This is a genomic window from Metabacillus sp. Hm71 (assembly GCF_051842955.2).
Classification (GTDB): domain Bacteria; phylum Bacillota; class Bacilli; order Bacillales; family Bacillaceae; genus Metabacillus.
In genome coordinates, this window is record NZ_CM200278.1 from 2,735,752 (window position 1) to 2,754,742 (window position 18,991).

At 36.6% G+C, this 18,991-nt stretch carries 18 protein-coding genes; 13 read left to right on the top strand and 5 right to left on the bottom strand.

Annotation, left to right across the window (positions count from 1 at the left end; translation table 11 throughout):
• The first annotated feature begins 16 nt into the window (after window positions 1–16).
• Window positions 17–1,189, top strand: coding sequence for a serine hydrolase domain-containing protein (locus tag ACSVDH_RS13340; RefSeq protein ID WP_439253251.1), 1,173 nt, complete (start codon window positions 17–19; stop codon window positions 1,187–1,189).
• A gap of 79 nt (window positions 1,190–1,268) precedes the next feature.
• On the opposite strand, the gene ACSVDH_RS13345 is transcribed toward ACSVDH_RS13340, so the two are convergent.
• Window positions 1,269–2,045, bottom strand: coding sequence for a class I SAM-dependent methyltransferase (locus ACSVDH_RS13345; protein WP_439253250.1), 777 nt, complete (start codon window positions 2,043–2,045; stop codon window positions 1,269–1,271).
• Between the two features lie 142 nt (window positions 2,046–2,187).
• On the opposite strand from ACSVDH_RS13345, the gene ACSVDH_RS13350 reads away from it, so the two are divergent.
• Window positions 2,188–3,060, top strand: a complete 873-nt coding sequence (locus tag ACSVDH_RS13350) for a LysR family transcriptional regulator (protein ID WP_439253248.1) — start codon at window positions 2,188–2,190, stop codon at window positions 3,058–3,060.
• Window positions 3,061–3,131: 71 nt separating this feature from the next.
• On the opposite strand, the gene ACSVDH_RS13355 is transcribed toward ACSVDH_RS13350, so the two are convergent.
• On the bottom strand, window positions 3,132–3,293 hold the full coding sequence (locus ACSVDH_RS13355; protein ID WP_439253247.1) for a Spo0E family sporulation regulatory protein-aspartic acid phosphatase: 162 nt from the start codon (window positions 3,291–3,293) through the stop codon (window positions 3,132–3,134).
• 341 nt (window positions 3,294–3,634) lie between these two features.
• Here ACSVDH_RS13355 and ACSVDH_RS13360 point away from each other — a divergent pair, with 341 nt between their 5' ends.
• The 10 genes from ACSVDH_RS13360 (at window position 3,635) to ACSVDH_RS13405 (ending at window position 16,381) form a co-directional block, all read left to right on the top strand.
• On the top strand, window positions 3,635–4,630 hold the full coding sequence (locus ACSVDH_RS13360; RefSeq protein WP_439253246.1) for a thiamine pyrophosphate-dependent dehydrogenase E1 component subunit alpha: 996 nt from the start codon (window positions 3,635–3,637) through the stop codon (window positions 4,628–4,630).
• A 34-nt stretch (window positions 4,631–4,664) separates the two neighbouring features.
• A complete protein-coding gene (locus ACSVDH_RS13365; RefSeq protein ID WP_439253245.1) occupies window positions 4,665–5,699 on the top strand; it encodes an alpha-ketoacid dehydrogenase subunit beta in 1,035 nt (344 codons plus the stop codon).
• 21 nt (window positions 5,700–5,720) lie between these two features.
• Entirely contained in the window at window positions 5,721–6,941 is a 1,221-nt protein-coding gene (locus ACSVDH_RS13370) for a dihydrolipoamide acetyltransferase family protein (RefSeq protein ID WP_439253244.1), read from the top strand.
• A 212-nt stretch (window positions 6,942–7,153) separates the two neighbouring features.
• Window positions 7,154–8,533, top strand: coding sequence for a dihydrolipoyl dehydrogenase (gene lpdA, locus ACSVDH_RS13375; protein ID WP_439253243.1), 1,380 nt, complete (start codon window positions 7,154–7,156; stop codon window positions 8,531–8,533).
• A 196-nt stretch (window positions 8,534–8,729) separates the two neighbouring features.
• On the top strand, window positions 8,730–9,779 hold the full coding sequence (locus tag ACSVDH_RS13380) for a 2,3-butanediol dehydrogenase (protein WP_439253242.1): 1,050 nt from the start codon (window positions 8,730–8,732) through the stop codon (window positions 9,777–9,779).
• Window positions 9,780–10,094: 315 nt separating this feature from the next.
• Window positions 10,095–11,987 (top strand): sigma-54-dependent Fis family transcriptional regulator, encoded by a 1,893-nt coding sequence (locus ACSVDH_RS13385; RefSeq protein ID WP_439253241.1) that lies wholly within the window; start codon window positions 10,095–10,097, stop codon window positions 11,985–11,987.
• A 289-nt stretch (window positions 11,988–12,276) separates the two neighbouring features.
• Window positions 12,277–13,380 (top strand): beta-galactosidase BglB, encoded by a 1,104-nt coding sequence (gene bglB / locus ACSVDH_RS13390; RefSeq protein WP_439253240.1) that lies wholly within the window; start codon window positions 12,277–12,279, stop codon window positions 13,378–13,380.
• Between the two features lie 215 nt (window positions 13,381–13,595).
• Window positions 13,596–13,742: a hypothetical protein gene (locus tag ACSVDH_RS13395; protein WP_299093103.1), complete on the top strand. Its 147-nt coding sequence runs from the start codon at window positions 13,596–13,598 to the stop codon at window positions 13,740–13,742.
• 185 nt (window positions 13,743–13,927) lie between these two features.
• Window positions 13,928–15,580 (top strand): PTS transporter subunit IIBC, encoded by a 1,653-nt coding sequence (locus tag ACSVDH_RS13400; RefSeq protein ID WP_439253239.1) that lies wholly within the window; start codon window positions 13,928–13,930, stop codon window positions 15,578–15,580.
• 3 nt (window positions 15,581–15,583) lie between these two features.
• The gene (locus ACSVDH_RS13405; protein WP_439253238.1) at window positions 15,584–16,381 is read left to right on the top strand and encodes an endonuclease/exonuclease/phosphatase family protein; all 798 of its coding nucleotides are present in this window, start codon (window positions 15,584–15,586) and stop codon (window positions 16,379–16,381) included.
• A gap of 234 nt (window positions 16,382–16,615) precedes the next feature.
• Here ACSVDH_RS13405 and ACSVDH_RS13410 read toward each other — a convergent pair whose 3' ends face one another.
• Both ACSVDH_RS13410 and ACSVDH_RS13415 read right to left on the bottom strand, forming a co-directional pair.
• Window positions 16,616–17,059, bottom strand: a complete 444-nt coding sequence (locus ACSVDH_RS13410; RefSeq protein ID WP_439253237.1) for a hypothetical protein — start codon at window positions 17,057–17,059, stop codon at window positions 16,616–16,618.
• A gap of 12 nt (window positions 17,060–17,071) precedes the next feature.
• Entirely contained in the window at window positions 17,072–17,422 is a 351-nt protein-coding gene (locus ACSVDH_RS13415) for an ASCH domain-containing protein (RefSeq protein ID WP_299093109.1), read from the bottom strand.
• A gap of 166 nt (window positions 17,423–17,588) precedes the next feature.
• On the opposite strand from ACSVDH_RS13415, the gene ACSVDH_RS13420 reads away from it, so the two are divergent.
• The gene (locus tag ACSVDH_RS13420; protein WP_439253236.1) at window positions 17,589–17,960 is read left to right on the top strand and encodes a DUF454 family protein; all 372 of its coding nucleotides are present in this window, start codon (window positions 17,589–17,591) and stop codon (window positions 17,958–17,960) included.
• Window positions 17,961–17,977: 17 nt separating this feature from the next.
• On the opposite strand, the gene ACSVDH_RS13425 is transcribed toward ACSVDH_RS13420, so the two are convergent.
• A complete protein-coding gene (locus tag ACSVDH_RS13425; RefSeq protein WP_439253235.1) occupies window positions 17,978–18,850 on the bottom strand; it encodes an AraC family transcriptional regulator in 873 nt (290 codons plus the stop codon).
• Between the last annotated feature and the right edge of the window lie 141 nt (window positions 18,851–18,991).

The following is an 18,991-nucleotide window of genomic DNA, read 5'->3' on the forward strand; positions in this document are numbered from 1 at the left end:
CAAAGGGGTTGTAATATTGAATTCATTGCAAAATAAACTAAACCAGCTACTAAAAAGTTTCGTTGAAAAGGGGCCGGCAGGATGTGCATTGTCAGTTACCCATCATGGTAAAACAATTGTTGAAGACTTCGTTGGTCTTGCAGATATTGAAACGCAAAAATCGATCGCTCCGGATACGATTTATCGCATCTATTCAATGACAAAGGTAGTAACTTGTACTGCAGCACTTATGCTTTATGAAAAAGGACTTTTTTTACTGAATGATCCTCTAGAAGAATATTTACCGGAGTTTAAAAACCCTCACGTATATCGGGAGAATGAAAAGGGAGATATTGTTACTGTCCCTGCATCAAGATCAATAACAGTAAAAGATCTCTTTACCATGACATCTGGGATAACCTATCCGGGAGAGTCGAATGAAACGGAACGGCAAGTTGCCAAAGCCATGCATGCTATGCAACAGCAAGAGGATGACGGTAAGAAAATGACGGCCCGCGGAATGTCAAAAGCATTAGCATCCATTCCTTTAGCGTTCGATCCTGGAACAAGGTGGCATTACGGTTTGAATCATGATGTGTTAGGGGCGTTTATTGAAGTACTTTCAGGAAAATCGTTCGGACAATTTTTACATGATGAAATTTTTGAACCTCTTTCGATGAAGGACACGTTCTTTAGAATTCCTAGCGATAAAAAACATCGTCTTTGCAGCGTATACAACCGGAATGAAGAGGGACTATTAACAAAAAATACTGCCATGGATGCACATATTCAACAAGATGCAGCATTTGAAAGCGGTGGTGGCGGATTACTGTCAACATTAGGTGATTATAGTACTTTCGCACATATGCTTGCTAACGGCGGTGAGTTAAATGGGGAGCGCATCATTGGAAGTAGAACAATTAAGCTTATGGCTTCGAATCATTTAACTGAAGAAAACGCGAAGAATTATAGTTGGAACTATCTCGGCGGATATGGTTATGGATTAGGTGTAAGAGTCATGGTAAATCCGGCATTAGGTGGAGCCAATAGCTCAATCGGGGAATTTGGCTGGTCTGGACTACTTGGAACTTGGGTATTAATTGATCCGAAGGAAAAACTTTCAGCAGTCTATATGCAGCAAATGATGCCTAACTTTGAGGCATATCATCAGCCGCGATTACGATCAGTCATTTATGGCGGCCTAGAATAAATAGGAAACAATTCGATAAATGCACACGAATAATTTGATAGTATTCGTGTACATTTATCATTTGCTGGGCTGTTTCTTTTTACTCTTTTATTCCGATGACTTGAATTCTTTTATAATCAGCAAGCCAATGACCATTTACATACATACGGTTTTTTAATTGCTTCTCAATTTTTTTCATCATCATGTCTATCTGATCTTGGTCAATCTCCTCAAAAAAAGCATCGCAAAACATGTTGATCCAACCTCTTAATCCCTCTCCATCATTTAAGGGAGTAGGCCGATCATAAAGCTGAGCATATACTACGGTAAATCCGGCTTCCTCCATTATCGTTGTATATTCGCTAATACTTGGAAAATACCAAGGGAATTTGTCTTGTTGATAATCAAAACCTGCATTTTCTAATTGATTGATGATTTCATCAGTAATCATTTTAACATTCCCTTTTCCGCCAAATTCTGCAACAAATCGTCCTTTCTGTTTTAAGCTGCTATAAATACTTGTGACGGCAGCCTTAGGCGGCTTTATCCAATGAAGAGCTGCATTTGAAAAAACTGCATCAAATTGCTGGTTGAAAGCTAGATTTGTTGCATCTCTTATTTCAAAATGAATATCTGGGTATTTGCTTCTAGCTTGTGCAATCATATTTTCAGATTTATCGACCCCAACAACATCTGAACCATAATCAACGATTTTTTGGGCTAAATCTCCTGTTCCACATCCAAGGTCAAGAATTTTTTCTTTTGGCTTTGGAGCTAATAAATCAAGAAGATCCTCACCATATTTTGAGACAAAGGAATGTTTACCATCATATAAATCCGCATTCCACTGATCCTTTTTGCTATAGGTTTTTTCCATGTTTACTCTCTCCCTCTTAATTTTGTTTGAAAAGAAAAAATCTGTATATTTCTGTTAATTAGATTATAATTGAAACGATAAATAATAAAAAATAACGAATTTAAGTAAGATTGATAACGAAGTGTTATTAGAGGAGATCGTAATGGAGATAAAATGGCTCAAAACATTTATTGTCGCAGCAAGCTATGAAAATTTTCGAAAAACAGCAGAAGAACTTTTTCTAACACAGCCTGCGATCACAAAACATATTCAAAGACTTGAAGAAAGCATAAGTAGTAAGTTGTTTGAAAGAAATGGAAAATCAATTATTCTCACGCCAGCCGGTTATCGATTTTTACCAACAGCAAGGGAGATTGTAAAGAAATATGAAGAGGGATTAGAAACATTTGAATCTTGGAAACAAGGCTATCAACAAAAGGTCATCATTGCAGCAGCCCCGCAAATTGCATCGTCGATCCTGCCTGCAATATTGAGGAGATTTATGGAAAAATATCCTGGGATTGAAGTGTTAATAAACATAATTCCTTCTTTTGAAATTGGTGAAGAAATTAGTAGTGGGAGAGCTGATATAGGACTTTCTAGAATAAGGCCGATCCACCCAAATGTACATTGCAAAACTATCCATGAAGATTCAGTCATTTTAGTTGGGCCTGCAAACGAAAATATCACGGACAATAACGAAAGTAATGTATTACAAAAATACAGGCTAATCACCCATAATCACCCTGAATATTGGGACGGTCTTTTAAAGACAATTAAAAATAGCTATCCGTTCGTTCGAACAATGAAAGTTAATCAAATTGAAATTACGAAACGATTTATTGAACAAAGGCTGGGCATTTCGTATTTACCGACTACAATGATCAAGGAAGAACTAATGTTAAAAAAATTAGTGGAAATTAAAGCAGATAAAATTAATCTTCCTACTTCTTCAACTTATTTGATCACGAAACTTCAAACCAATGAAGTTCTTACTTTTAGCGAATTTTTAGAAGAAGAGATGGCAGCTTTATAACGCGAACCTCCTTTTCAGAAAACAAGGGTGCACAATAATGTGTACCCTTTCCTCATTAACAATCCATTCCTTCATTTTGTAATAGATCTGTACGTATTCATTAATTGATCTAATCTTTGACTTGCATGTATAAGTTGAGGATGCAAAAGATTTTCATTGCATTCCCGGTAAAGATTAATTAATTGAGTAGACATCTCTTCAATTTCAATAAGTAAAAGGTCGTTAATCTCCACTTGACCACCCTCCTCCAAAGATAATCACTTTCTATTTTTTTTTAAATAGATGCTTGCAAATAGTATGCCAAATTGACTTGAAGGAAAAATGACTTATCTGAACTTCAAATATAGTGTAATGCTTTCGTTCCTTCTCTATTTTCTGGATAAAAAAGTAGACAAAACGAGACATCTATCTCATTTTGTCTAAAAGATAAAAAGTAAATTCTATAAAATTCACTTTTGCTTGTGGTACACAACTTTGGCACGGTTTTTGCATTGATAAATGTGTAGAGCATTCTATGTTAAATGCCTCACAGCAAAAATGTAAACGATTTACTAAAAACAGGAGGGGAAAAATCATGGAAAAAACAAGGGAAAAAGTAAGCAGTATGATCACAAAAGAAAAAGCAGAGTGGATCTATCAAAAAATGCTGGAGATTCGCTATTTTGAGGATGAGGTCCACAATATATTTGCAAAAGGAGTTTTGCCTGGATTTGTCCACCTTTATGCAGGTGAGGAAGCGATAGCAGTTGGTTGTTGTGCACATTTAAATGAAAGGGATTATATTACTAGTACACATCGCGGTCATGGACATTGTATAGCAAAGGGTTGTGACTTAAATGGCATGATGGCTGAGTTGTTTGGTAAGGCAACAGGACTTTGTAAAGGAAAGGGGGGATCCATGCATATTGCTGATTTAGATAAAGGGATGCTTGGGGCAAATGGAATTGTTGGCGGAGGCTTTCCGCTCGCAGCAGGGGCAGCCTTAACTGCGAAATATAAGAAAACAAATGCTGTAGCTGTATGCTTCTTTGGCGATGGTGCAAATAACGAAGGGACCTTCCACGAAGGAATAAATTTAGCAGCGATTTGGAAGCTCCCAGTTGTTTTCGTTGCCGAGAATAACGGCTATGGTGAAGCAACGCCATTTGAATATGCTTCAGCATGTAAACAAATTTCAGACCGTGCAAGCGCTTATAATATTCCTGGTGTTCGGATAGATGGAAAAGATGTAATGGCTGTTTATAAAGCGGCAGGAGAAGCGATCGATCGGGCCAGACGTGGAGAAGGTCCAACATTAATTGAGTGTATGACATATAGAAATTACGGACATTTTGAGGGAGATGCTCAAAAATATAAGACCGATGAGGATAAAGCGCAGCATCGTGATGAACGAGATGCGATAAAGCTTTTTAAGGAGTTTGCTATTGAAAATCAGCTTCTTACTATTAATGAGATTGAAAACTATGAGAATAAGGTAAAAGAAGCTGTGCAAAATGCGGTTACATTTGCTGAAGAAAGTGATTACCCTGACCCATCTGAATTGTTAACAGATGTTTATGTATCTTATTAATGATAAATCTACTAAATAAACAGGAGGAATTCGTATGGGAAGAATAATCAGTGTATCAAATGCAATTAATGAAGCGATAAAGCTAGCAATGCGTAAGGATGAGAATGTCATATTATTAGGTGAAGATGTTGCAGGAGGAGCTGCAGTGGATCATCTACAAGATGATGAAGCATGGGGGGGTGTACTAGGCGTGACGAAGGGATTAGTTCAAGAATTTGGAAGGGACCGTATTCTTGATACACCAATTGCCGAAGCGGGATATATGGGGGCTGCTATGGCTGCAGCGGCAACTGGTTTACGTCCAATTGCAGAATTAATGTTTAATGACTTTATTGGAAGTTGCTTGGACCAAGTGCTTAATCAAGGTGCCAAGTTTCGTTATATGTTTGGCGGAAAAGCTCAAGTTCCAGTGACCATCCGTACTACCCATGGTGCAGGATTCCGTGCCGCTGCCCAGCATTCGCAAAGCTTGTATGCATTATTCACAAGCATGCCAGGGATTAAAGTGGTTGTTCCTTCTACGGCCTATGATGCAAAAGGCTTATTGCTTGCTGCTATTGAAGATAATGATCCAGTTATCTATTTTGAGGACAAAACATTATACAATACGACAGGTGAAGTACCTGAAGGCTATTACACAATACCATTAGGAAAAGCAGATGTGAAAAGAGAAGGTTCAGATGTAACAATCGTTGCTATAGGCAAACAAGTTCATACCGCTCTTACTGCTGCAGAGCAACTGGCGAAAAAAGGAATTGAGTTGGAGGTAGTTGACCCTAGAAGCTTGTCACCGCTAGATTCAGAGACAATTTTAAATTCTGTCGAGAAAACAAACCGACTTATTGTCATTGATGAGGCAAATCCTCGATGCAGTATAGCAACAGATATCGCAGCAATGGTGGCTGATGAGGGTTTTGATTTGCTAGATGCACCAATAAAGCGAATTACTGCTCCGCATACGCCGGTTCCCTTTTCACCTCCATTAGAAGATCTTTACCTGCCAACACCGGAAAAAGTCATTGCTGTAGTCTCAGAAATGCTCGGAGATAAATCGCTGCAAATCGTTTAAAGAAGAAGGAGGAATGCTCATATGGCAGTAGAAGTTGTGATGCCTAAGCTCGGGATGTCTATGAAAGAGGGAACTGTTAGCTATTGGAATAAACATGTTGGGGATGTTGTTAACAAAGGGGAGTTACTTGCAGGAATTAGCTCTGAAAAAATTGAAACAGACCTTGAGGCACCAGTCGATGGAACTCTTTTAGAAATAGCAGTTCAAGAGGGAAATGGCGTTCCTCCCGGGACTCCGATCTGCTTCATTGGTAACCCGGATGAAAAGCTTGCTACACTTGTAACCCCGCAAACAGAAGCAGCTGAAAATATGGGAACAAACGTTGAGGAGGAAACTACTTCTATACAGGATACAAGCAATGAAAAGCAGTCAATAAAAGCTTCACCTATTGCGAAAAAAATGGCTGAAAAAGCGGGATTGAATCTTGAACAAATAAAAGGTTCAGGACCAAATGGAAGAATCACAAAAGAAGATGTTCTCCATGCTATAGAGAAAAGAAAAAAACAAAAGCTTGAACAGGAACAACCCGTCAACACTCATGACCCAAGGAGTGTAAATAAAACAACGATTTCAGGAATGCGGAAGGTGATTGCGACACGAATGCAGGAAAGCCTTTTACATTCAGCACAACTAACAATCAATATGAAGGCAGATGTAACGGATCTTATCCATTTACAAAAGTCACTTCGCGAGGAACTTCAAGACGAAAGTAAACTATCATTAAATGATTTTATTTCACGTGCTGTGGTTCTAACCTTGATGAAGCATAAAAACATGAACAGTGCGCTTATTAATGATGCCATTGAAAGCTTTGAGCATGTTCATCTTGGTATCGCAGTGGCGCTGGAAAACGGCTTAGTAGTACCAGTTGTTCGTCATGCTGAAACATGTTCTTTACTTGAGCTTTCAAAGACAATTAAAACCCTTGCAAAACAGGCAAGAGCAGGTCAGTTGACTACAGAACAAATTTCAGGTTCTACCTTTACGATTACGAACTTAGGTTCTTATGGGGTAGAACATTTTACACCAATCTTAAATACACCAGAGACAGGAATTTTAGGGGTTGGAGCTGTAACAGAAACACCAGTATTTGTTGGAGAGGAACTACAAAGAAGAAGTATATTGCCTCTTAGTCTAACATTTGACCATCGGGTACTTGATGGTGCACCTGCTGCAGAGTTTTTAAAATCAATCAAACAACTGCTTGAAAAACCTTATCAAATTCTTTTATCTCAATCTTAGCGGGCTGTAAAAACCACTCTTCAAGATTCAAGGTAGCTAATAAGAAAAGTGGAGGATAACTGCCAGTAAAGATCAGATAAGTTCGCAAGCCTTCAGGGGGGACGCCGACTAACCTTCGCCATGTCCTTTGGTAATGTCGGCACTTATATATTTTGTACTCAAGGAAAATCCCCACTGATAGCATTCTCATTTTATAAGGGTGGTGAAATCGCTTGTCAAAGCTTGTCATTATTGGAGGAGGTCCTGCTGGGTATGTAGCGGCAATTGTCGCTGCCCAGCAGGGTAAACAGGTAATCTTAGTAGAACAAAAAAGTTTAGGTGGAACTTGTTTAAATGAGGGGTGTATGCCTACCAAATCTCTTTTAGAAAGTGCGGATATTTATGGAAAGGTAAAAAAAGCCAATAAATTTGGGGTGCAGCTTGATAACAGGAGTGTCTCAATTAATTGGACACAAGTATTATCATATAAAAATAACATTGTAAATAATCTCGTAAATGGAATTGGCTACTTAATGAAAAAAAATAAAATAAATGTGATAAATGGTTCAGCTTCATTTCTTACAAGCCATCGACTTTTAATCGATAAAGGTGTTTCACAGGAAGAAATCGATGCAGATAATATTATTATTGCCACTGGCTCAGAACCGATCCAGCTTCCTTTTGCTCCTTTTGATGGAGAATGGATCATAGATAGTCGTCAAGCACTTGATTTGCCTTCAGTCCCAGAATCAATCATTATTATTGGCGGCGGGGTAATTGGCTGCGAATTTGCAAGCATTTTTAGCCGGATGGGAACAAAAGTTACGATCATTGAGATGGCAAACCAGCTCCTGCCTGCAGAGGATCCGGATATTGTTTCATTTTTAACACAGGAGCTTGAAAAAGAAGGTGTCACAATATATACAGATGCAGCATTAAAGCATGTTAATAGAAATTTAAAAGAAGTGACAATTCGCCAAGGAGAAGAAAATAAGACTTTTCGTGGGGATTATGTGCTTGTATCCGTAGGAAGAAAACCGCGTGTGAACGAGCTTGGACTCGAAAAGATCGGCGTTTCTTTTAGTGAAAAAGGAATTCATGTAAATGAATATATGCAAACCTCTTATTCTCATATCTATGCGTGTGGTGATGTTATAGGAGGAATACAGCTTGCACATGTTGCTTTTCATGAAGGAACAGTTGCTGCTAATCATGCTTGTGGTCACGAGACTAGTGTAAATTATCAAGCAGTGCCGCGCTGTATTTATACAGCACCTGAAATAGCGAGTGTTGGTTTAACAGAAAAGGAAGCGAGAAATCAATTTCATGACTTGAAAATCGGAGAATTTCCTTTTGCAGCAAACGGTAAAGCACTTATACTTAATGAGCAGAACGGAAAAGTCAAGATCATCATTGAACCAGAATATCAATCGATTATTGGGGTATCTATTATTGGTCCTCGTGCTACAGAGTTAATTGGACAAGCGACATTAATGTTACATACCGAGTTAACAGTTGATGTTCTAGAAAACTTTGTAGCTGCACATCCATCTTTGGGTGAAGCTGTTCATGAAGCGATTCTTGGTTCGGTTGGCCATACCGTTCATTTCTAGGAAACTCCCATACTTTTAATATGTAACATGAGAGCAGGAATATGCCCAAGCATGCAAGTATTATCAGGGCATTTTACCATGCTTTATTTGTTCGAAAAGTTTATAGAAGAAAGAATGATCACTAACTATATTCAGTTAGATAAATTTACTGAAGTCCTATTATTTAAAATAATAAGATGATACGGAGTTGATGTTCATGAAAGCTGCAAAATGGTATGGAGTTCGAGATATTCGGATTAAAGAAGTAGAAGAACCAATGATTCAGTCTGGTATGGTAAAAATTCGTGTGAAATGGTGCGGTATTTGCGGTACAGATTTACATGAATATCTTGCAGGTCCCATCTTTCTACCCACCCAGCCTCATCCTTTAACAGGAGAGGAAGTCCCGGTTATATTAGGTCATGAATTCTCTGGTATAGTGACTGAAATAGGCGATGGTGTAACAAGAGTTAAGGTTGGCGATAAGGTAACAGTAGAGCCCATTTTCGCCTGTGGTATGTGTAAGGCTTGTAAAGCGGGAACATATAATGTCTGTGAACAATTGGGGTTTTTAGGATTAGCTGGCGGTGGAGGCGGCTTTTCAGAATTTGTCACAGTAAACGAAGAAATGGTTCATATTTTGCCAGATCATATGACATATGAACAAGGTGCATTGGTTGAGCCTACAGCTGTTGCTGTTCATGCAGTTAGGGAAAGTGCCTTAAAAGCAGGTGATTCTTGCGTTGTTTTTGGTGCAGGACCGATAGGATTACTGATTATTCAGGCAGCAGTTTCAGCAGGTGCTAGTAAAATAATTGCTGTTGAAATTTCTGAAGAAAGACAAAAACTTGCAATAAATATTGGAGCACATTTTGTTATTAACCCTATTAAGGAAAACGTAATAGAAGCTGTTAATGAGTTAACCAATGGCGGGGCAGATGTTTGCTTTGAGGTAACGGGTGTGGATGTTTGTTTAAACGATGCGATTGAATGTGCAAAAACGAGGGGACAGGTGCTTATTGTAAGTATATGGGAAAAAGAGTCAAGTATTTCACCAAATAGTCTTGTCTTAAAAGAACGGCAATTGAAAGGGATCTTGGGTTATCGAAATGTATTCCCAATGACGATTCGATTAATAGCTGAAGGAAGATTACCTGTTGAAGAGGTTATAACCGAAAAAATAGTTTTACAGAATATAATAGAAGGCGGGTTTGAAGAATTAATCAAAAACAAAAACCATATTAAAATTCTTGTTTCCCCAACATGATTTTGGAGCTATTATAGCATTACGTAATAGAATTACCTGTACAATCTTGAAGATTGATAATAATGAAAAATCAGTTGTAAGTGCTTACATATATCGTTATAATAAACTTATTAACGAATACCGATAGCTGAATCAAATTGTACAGGTAATTAATGACAACAATTGTTAAAATATAAACCCTCATTGTTTTAATACTTTAAATGAACATCCACTTAACTTAACTCCTATAATATACATCCTTGTAACATATACTTTTGAAACAAATCTATTTTTAGGATTCTCATTATGAAGAAAATAATAGAGGAGAGATTTTAAATGATGGACACTGTACTCCCATTAAACACGTGGAAACGGTTTGTTAATGAAGGTACACTTGATTCATCACGTATTTCTAAGCAAATTAGCGAATCCTGGTACCGTTGTAAGAAAGCTGATGTCAATCCATATCAACATGAAGGGACAACTATTCTTTCGAAGGAAGAGTTTGAAACACAAAAGGAAAAAAATAAATCTCTTTTGAATGTCGCACAGCCTCACATTCATCGTTTATATGATTCTATTACATCCTTAGGAATGATGGCTCTTATTATAGACCCGGATGGTTATGTATTATCGGTTTCCGGTAATAAAGAGATACTCCATAGGGCGAGTGCCATTAATTTTGTCGAAGGGATCCGCTGGACGGAGAATGAAGTTGGGACGAATGCGATTGGAACTGTTCTGCAAATTGGAGAACCAATCATGATAACTGGTTCAGAGCATTACACAATCGCTTCGCATTATTGGAGCTGTGCTGCTGCGCCCATCCGGGATGCTGGTGGGAAATTGCTGGGAGTTATTGATGTTTCTTGTCCAGTTGAGCGCTCCCATCCGTTTATGCTTGGAATGGTAACTTCTGTTGCATATGCGATTGAACGTGAATTAAGTTTCAATGTACATAAAGATGAATATGAATTAATGCAAAAATCAATTAAATATACGGAAACCAACGAACTAGTTATTATTTGTAATAATCAACATGAAATAGTGTTTGCAAGTAATTCATTGCGGGAAAGATTTATGACTTTCATAGGTACTAATCTTGAGGATTTACAGGAATTCGGCCTGACCATTCAATTAGACATACCGATTTATTCTGATTATAGACATGCTCATTTGATCGGCCGGGCCATTTATTTAAAAGATCAGTTAACAACGAGGGCCAACTCTTTTTTCATTCCTAGTGTTGAAATAGAAAAGTTTCATTTTAAAGGTGAAACAGGAACAAGCAATGCTTTTCAAAAAGCACTTGTTGAAATGAAGCTTGTAGCCAAAACAGATGCGAGTGTTTGTATTTATGGGGAAACGGGAACAGGCAAGGAACTTTGTGCACGATCAATTCATGAAAATAGTTCAAGAAAAAATGGACCTTTTGTTGCGGTGAATTGTGGAGCCATCCATAAAGAATTAATGGCAAGTGAGCTATTTGGTTATGTAGAAGGAGCTTTTACAGGTGCGCGTCGGCAAGGGTATAAAGGTAAATTTGAACAAGCGAACAATGGAACGATTTTTTTAGATGAAATTGGTGAAATTTCAGAATCCATGCAAGTGTCTTTATTAAGAGTCCTTCAAGAGCGGACAATAACACCTATTGGCGGTACAAAGGAAATTCCTCTAAATATTAGGGTAATTGCAGCTACTAATCGAGATCTTTACCAAATGGTTTGTGAAGGAACCTTCCGGGAGGACTTGTATTACAGACTTCATGTCTATCCAATTACTGTACCAGCGTTACGAGATAGAAAAGAAGATATTCCATACCTAATTCGATATTTTTGTCAAAAACATGCTTGGGATTTCGAGATTCCAGAGGAAATTCACCTTGCAATGATGAAACACGATTGGCCAGGGAATATACGAGAGCTATTAAATGTCATTGAGAGAATAAATATTTTAGTTAAAGGAGGAGTAAAGCAAACCGAACAATTACAGCATTTTTTACCTTCTTTATTTGAAAGTAAGCAAAAAAATCTTATTTTTGATCGTAACTCTCCAAGTTCAAGTCTAATAAATTCGAATTCAGAAAAATTAACCCTACGTGAAAAAATCCAAAAAGAACAGATGATTCAGGCATTGCAGAAAACAAATGGAAATGTAACATTAGCAGCTGAATACTTAAACATTCCAAGAAGTACATTTTATAAGCGGGTACGAAAATTTAATCTTTGATAATATAAGTAGAGGAAAGTTTCTTCTACTTTTTTTGCGAATTTTTTCTCAAATTTTTTATTAATTTTCATTGACCAATTCCAATAAGTTCACTATAATCAAAAACAAAAGGAAATAAATAAACAAAAAGGGTAGTAAAAGAACAAAAGAAAAGAAATTTTTGAACTAAAACGGAATTACTTTCAGGGAAAAGAGAAAAGAAAAGCTATGTTATATGTAATTTGAAAACGTTTAATTGGGCATGTTTTAAGTAAGCACTCAATTTATTATTCAGTTGGAGGGAATATACATGATTCAAAAAGAAGTTTTTATTCAAAGAACAGAAGTCATCGATCATATTGATAAGCTGATGGATAATCTTTCTCAAATAAAAGATAATACAGGTGAATTTCTATTAAACTTCGATGGTTTGGTTGTTGATGATAAGAGCTGGAACGTTTGGAACTGGCCACAAGGTGTTGGGTTATACGGAATTTTTAAATATTGGAAGCTAACAAATAACCAAAAGGCTATTAAGATTATTACAGATTGGTTTAAAGATAGATTTGAAGAAGGAGTCCCACCTAAAAATGTAAATACAATGGCTCCGCTATTAACTTTAGCTTTTTTATATGAAGAAACGAAGGATCAGACATTTGTGCCTTATTTAGAAGATTGGGCAGAGTGGGTTATGTATGATATGCCGCGTACGAAGGAAGATGGTCTTCAGCATATGACATATGGTCCTGAAAATAAAAACCAGCTTTGGGATGATACATTGATGATGACTGTGCTTCCCCTAGCGAAAATTGGAAGGCTTTTCAACAAACCGGAATATATTGAAGAAGCTAAGAAACAATTTTTAATTCATATTAAATATTTAAGTGATCGTAAAACAGGATTATGGTTCCATGGATGGACCTTTGAAGAAAATCACAATTATGCTAAAGCATTATGGGGAAGAGGAAACTGCTGGATAACCATTGCCATACCAGAAATTATTGAAATTTTGGATTTAAAAGAAGGGGATTTCTTTAGAGAGTTTCTAATTGATACATTAAATAGACAGATTGAAGCGTTAGCAGCTTATCAAGATGAGAGCGGATTATGGCATACCTTAATCAACGATAAATCATCTTATTTGGAAGCATCAGCAACAGCAGGTTTTGCCTATGGAATCTTAAAATCTGTCCATAAACGATATGTTAGTCAAGAATACAAGGAAGTAGCATACAAAGCCATTCAAGGAATTTTAAAAGAAATTAATGATGAGGGTGCCCTGCAAAAGGTGTCTGTAGGTACAGGTATGGGCGACAGTTTAGATTTCTATAAAGAAATTAAAATTACCACTATGCCGTACGGACAATCGCTAGCTGTGCTTTGTTTGTCTGAATTTTTACATTATTATATTTAATTTCATTATTAAGTTGATTTTTTTGATTTGCAGGTCCGTTACTTAGTAAATTTATTTACTAAAACCATTTGACATTAAAATAATTAACCCCTCGTGTATTTCACGAGGGGTTAATTATTTTAAAAAGTTAATGTAAAACAATAAGTAATAATATAGTTTAAATTATAAAAAATGAAACAAAATAATGAAAGAAGAGTAGAGGAGGCTGATTTGTTTTGAAGAAAGAATCGATTCGTAGGATTGAAAATCATATTGTAGCAGCAATAATTGCCATCGTGATCGTTTATCTCATTTGTTCGATTGTTTATGGATATGATGTACCTGGAGGAATATTATCTCCATTAATTGATATTATTTCTTGAAGAGTTCATTTTTGCAAAAAAATAATATAAAAAATTTCATGCAAACGATTGCGCTTAATCAGTAATTATGATACTTTATTTACAGGAAAAGAAAACCCTTTAAAAGTAAAGAGCACACTTCATTTAACCATAAGTGCAAACGGTTGCTCATCTTTAATAGTATTTATTTTAGGAGGCTCAGTTCTATGAAAATCACATCATTTGATTTTTGGCAAAAGTTTGGAAAAGCTTTATTAGTAGTTGTTGCAGTTATGCCTGCAGCTGGAATTATGATTTCTCTTGGAAAGTTAGTAGGAATGGTCGATGTTGATTTGTCTTTCGTGCAAACGATTGCACTTGTGATGGAAGAAATCGGTTGGGCGATTATTGGTAACTTACATGTTTTATTCGCAGTAGCTATAGGTGGATCATGGGCGAAGGAACGTGCTGGAGGAGCTTTTGCCGCATTAATTGCCTTTGTGTTAATTAATCGGATTACTGGGGCTATTTTTGGTGTGAATAGTGACATGTTGAGTGATCAATCAGCAACAGTAACTTCTTTATTCGGCAGCGAATTAGTTGTTAAGGATTATTTTACATCGATACTAGGTGCTCCAGCATTAAATATGGGCGTATTTGTGGGCATTATTTCCGGTTTTTTAGGTGCTAATATCTTTAATAAATACTATAACTACAGTAAACTGCCACAATCACTTGCTTTTTTTAACGGAAAACGCTTTGTTCCATTTGTTGTGATTGTTGGATCTGTTATTACAGCGATCATTTTGGCGATCATCTGGCCATTTGTTCAAGGTTTATTAAATGATTTTGGAAAATGGATTGCATCGTCTCGAGATACTGCTCCTGTTATCGCCCCATTTATATTTGGTGCGTTAGAGCGGTTATTGCTTCCATTTGGTTTACATCATATGTTGACGGTTCCAATGAATTATACGGAGCTTGGAGGAACCTACACGATCTTAACAGGTCCAAGTGCCGGTCAGACGGTTGCAGGTCAAGATCCCTTATGGCTTGCATGGATTGCGGATTTAAATAATTTCCTTGCCGCTGGTGATATCGAAGGTTATAAAGCTTTATTAAATGATGTAACACCTGCCCGCTTTAAAGTAGGACAGATGATCTTATCTTGTGCCGCATTAATCGGGATCGCATTAGCGATGTATCGGAATGTTGATAAAGAAAAGCGAACAAAATACAAATCGATGTTTCTATCTGCAGGATTAGCTGTATTTTTAACAGGGGTAACGGAACCAATTGAGTTTATGTTTATGTTTGCAGCACCAGTTCTTTATGTTGCTTATGCGGTCATGACAGGATTAGCCTTTGCCATAGTAGATATAATTGATATACGAGTTCATTCCTTTGGTATCATTGAATTATTGACAAGAACACCTATGATTATCAAAGCTGGTTTGTGGCTGGATCTGGTTAATTTTATTATCGCATGTCTTGTATTTTTCGGTTTAAACTTTACTGTTGCCAACTTTATGATTAAAAAATTCAAAATGCCGACACCAGGCCGTTTGGGAAATTATATTGAAGAAGAAAATAGTGACCTAGCTCATGTAAACGAAAACAACGATAAAAACAAAACAGATGATTCTCTTGCAACAGCGATCATCGGCTTATTAGGCGGAAAAGATAATATTGAAGATGTTGATGCATGTATGACTAGACTTCGTGTCACAATTAAAGATGTAGAAGCGGTTGCTTCTGAACAAGAATGGAAGAAAAACGGTGCATTAGGATTAATTATTAAAGATAAAGGTGTACAAGCCATTTACGGGCCAAAGGCTGATGTCCTCAAATCAGATATTCAAGATCGTTTAGGAGCGTAACCAATGAAACTTTTAACATTAAATTGTCATTCATGGCAAGAGGAAAATCAGCTGGACAAAATAAAATATTTAGCTAAAACAATTAAGGAAATATCTTATGATGTCATTGCTCTTCAGGAAGTAAGTCAGTTAATTGGTGAAGAAAAATGTGAAGGAAAGGTTAAAAAAGATAACTTTATTGCGGTTCTTTTACATCATCTTAAGGAAATTGGCGTAACAAATTATGAGTATGTCTGGGATTTTTCTCACATCGGTTATGAAAAATATGAAGAAGGCTTGGCATTATTAACAAAGCATCAAATTGAAGAAGAGGTTTCGTTTTTTATCAGTCAATCAGAAGACACGAATTACTGGAAAACGAGGAAAATTGTTGGGGCAAAAATTCGCTATCACAATGAGCTGATCTCCTTTTATTCCTGCCATCTAGGGTGGTGGCAGGATGAAGAAGAACCATTTCAAAGCCAAGTAGATTCATTGCTTTCCCAAGTTCAAAAGGATCGCAAGTTTTATTTAATGGGTGACTTTAATAATCCAGCCAATGTAAAAAATGAGGGGTATGATTATTTACTAAATAAAGGATTATATGATACTTATCAATTAGCGAATATAAAGGATAACGGGATAACTGTCAAAGGAAAAATTGCGGGATGGGATGTAAATAAACAAGATTTGCGCATTGATTATATTTTTACGAATATGCCTATTGCTGTGAACAAATCTACTGTTATTTTTAATGGGGAAAATAAGCCTGTCATTTCTGATCATTTTGGAGTGGAGGTTGTGATTAACGAAGAAGGGTGACGATTTTGTCACCCTTTTTTTAAAAGATAAAGTATAAATTTTTACTTAGTTTTAGTGTCTAGCTCCAGGCGCCATCGGCGAAGCACAGGACGTGCCAGTGCAGTTAAGAGATAAGGCCGTCCTAGTTTTTAACTGCCTCTAGGGTCTAGTCAAATAGGAATAGAAGGTAAAGAACACCTTCTATTCCTTTTCGCCTTATGCTTGTCGGCGAATGCTAAGCGTCTTGCGCTTTTCTTACCATACATCCGGCTTAACAACCATAAACCATAGCATGGCCATTAATAATAAGATATAGATCCAAATCGTTCGGTTGAGTTTTGCTGTTAATTTTTCTCTTATTTGGTCCTTTTCTTGAAACTTTCTAAGTGTCGGTGAAAAGGCACGGGCCAAAAAGAACAAGGAACAAAACAAAATTATAAGTGTCATGATAATCCAGGGAGTACCCCAAGTCCAGGGGCCAAAAATAACAAGTAATATTCCTGATCCAACCAATACATGTCCTGAATGCTTTGATAGACTGACAGCATATCGAAATGTATTTAAGTATGTATCTAACTCAGCTTCTCGTGCTTCATTAAGTTTTTTTACTAAAGGCAAAAGGATAAAAAAAGGACCGATTGATACGATGACACTTACTACATGAATAAAGATGAGTATTCGGTAGAAAAAATAGTCCATTTCTGTTGCTAGTTATTCTTGAATAGGACTGAACTCATGGACCCAAACTTTCATATGGGGAAGCCAAGGCATTCCTGGATGATAGGATAAGATCGCTTGCTTATATTCTTCTACTGTTTCATATCCTTCCTGTTTTGCATGGTCATCGGTTAATTCACCTAAGCTCTGTGAATATACGCGATCTACTTTGAATTTTTTGCCCTCTAATACCATGATCTCGCCGACATCAGCATATCTTCCATTTCGTCGCGTTGCCGTTTTCTCTCCTTTGAGGACTTTTTTTACATCTTCCTTCAATGTTACTAGGCGGTCAACTGAGCATGTTTTTGGCGGCAATGTATGTTGTTCTTCTTGTTTCGTCATATAATATACTCCTTCGTTTATTATTTCTATCTAACTATATCATAACTTTCCCTTCGCTTAGTATCCCTGGTAGAAAAATAAAGCTGAATGATACTTGCGAAATTGACTAAGATCGTTAAGATTATAGTAGTGATAGTAAGCTAAAAATAAAAAGGAATGAAAAATGATGATCAAAATAGTAAAATCTCTTTATATTTTCCTTGGCTTTTTCTTTTTTGGACTTGGTCTATTAGGAATTATTCTTCCGCTATTGCCTACAACTCCATTTTTATTATTAGCCTCATTTTTCTTTGTCAAAGGCTCGGAAAAATTTGAGATCTGGTTTAAAGGTACCGATGTCTATAAAAACCATCTAGAGGGTTTTGTCAAAAACAAAGCAATGACGCTAAAACAGAAACTAACCATACTTATCTTTGCTGATTGTATGATCGCCATCCCATTTATTTTGGTAGATAGCATACTGATCAGAGTAATCTTACTTATAATAGTAGGATATAAATACTATTATTTTATCTGGAAAATAAAAACGGTAACGTAAGTAATTCCATTATTACGCTAGCTTCGATATGTTTGACTCAAATAGGTAGTTGGAGATACCCCGGTTACTTTCTTGAATACTCTGCTAAAATAAAAGGGGTTTGAGAACCCTAATGCATGACTAACCTCTGATATATTGACAGATTCCTTTTTTAACATCTTTATCGCTTTTTCAATTAATAGCTCATCCTGGAATTGTGTAATACTTTTCCCTGTCTCTTTTCGAAATAAGGTTGATAAATAGGCATAATTCATTCCGAGCTCATCTGCGATTTCCTTACTTGTTAATTTTGTAGCAGCTGAGCGGCTAAAAAGTTCAATCATTTTGCCGACAATCCTGCTTTGTTTTGTCTGTTTCATCTCTTTTAATCGATTCATATATAAATCAATAAAAAAATGATAGGTCATGAGACTTAAATAGAGTGGGCGAAGCGGGTGCGGGGAAATAAAATCCTCATTAAGCTTCTTAAGCTGCAGTTCGGTATACTCTGGGTTTATTACAGACCCTTGCTTAGGTAATTTTAGATGTGAATGATAGGTTTCTTCTAAGATCAAAGATGATTGCTGGTAATGAGAGAATTCCGGCGAATCCTCCAAGCCCATCTCATCTAATGTGTCGTGAAAATGAATAAAGTACCATTCTGTGCCTGGTGAATATAAGGAGGTACCCCAATGCGGTACATTTTTCCTAAGAAAAAGATATTCTCCGCCGGTTAATGTATATTCCGTTCCGGCCTCTATCACTTGTATATTGCCTTTTTTTACATAAACAAACACATTTATCGTTTCCATATGACGATCTGGATGACCGCTTGTTCCATTGTCATCCCACATATGGCCGATTTCTCTTATAAGAGGAAGACTGTATGACAATAAATTGACCTCATTCATTTATCCAACACACCCTCTACTCAAGTTTTCTATATTTTATCACAGAAAAACCAAAAAAAAGATATGGAATTAGTTGTATTGTGAATTCCGTTTTCTCCATTGCCTTGTAATAATAAGGATATGACAACATGTGTTGGATTC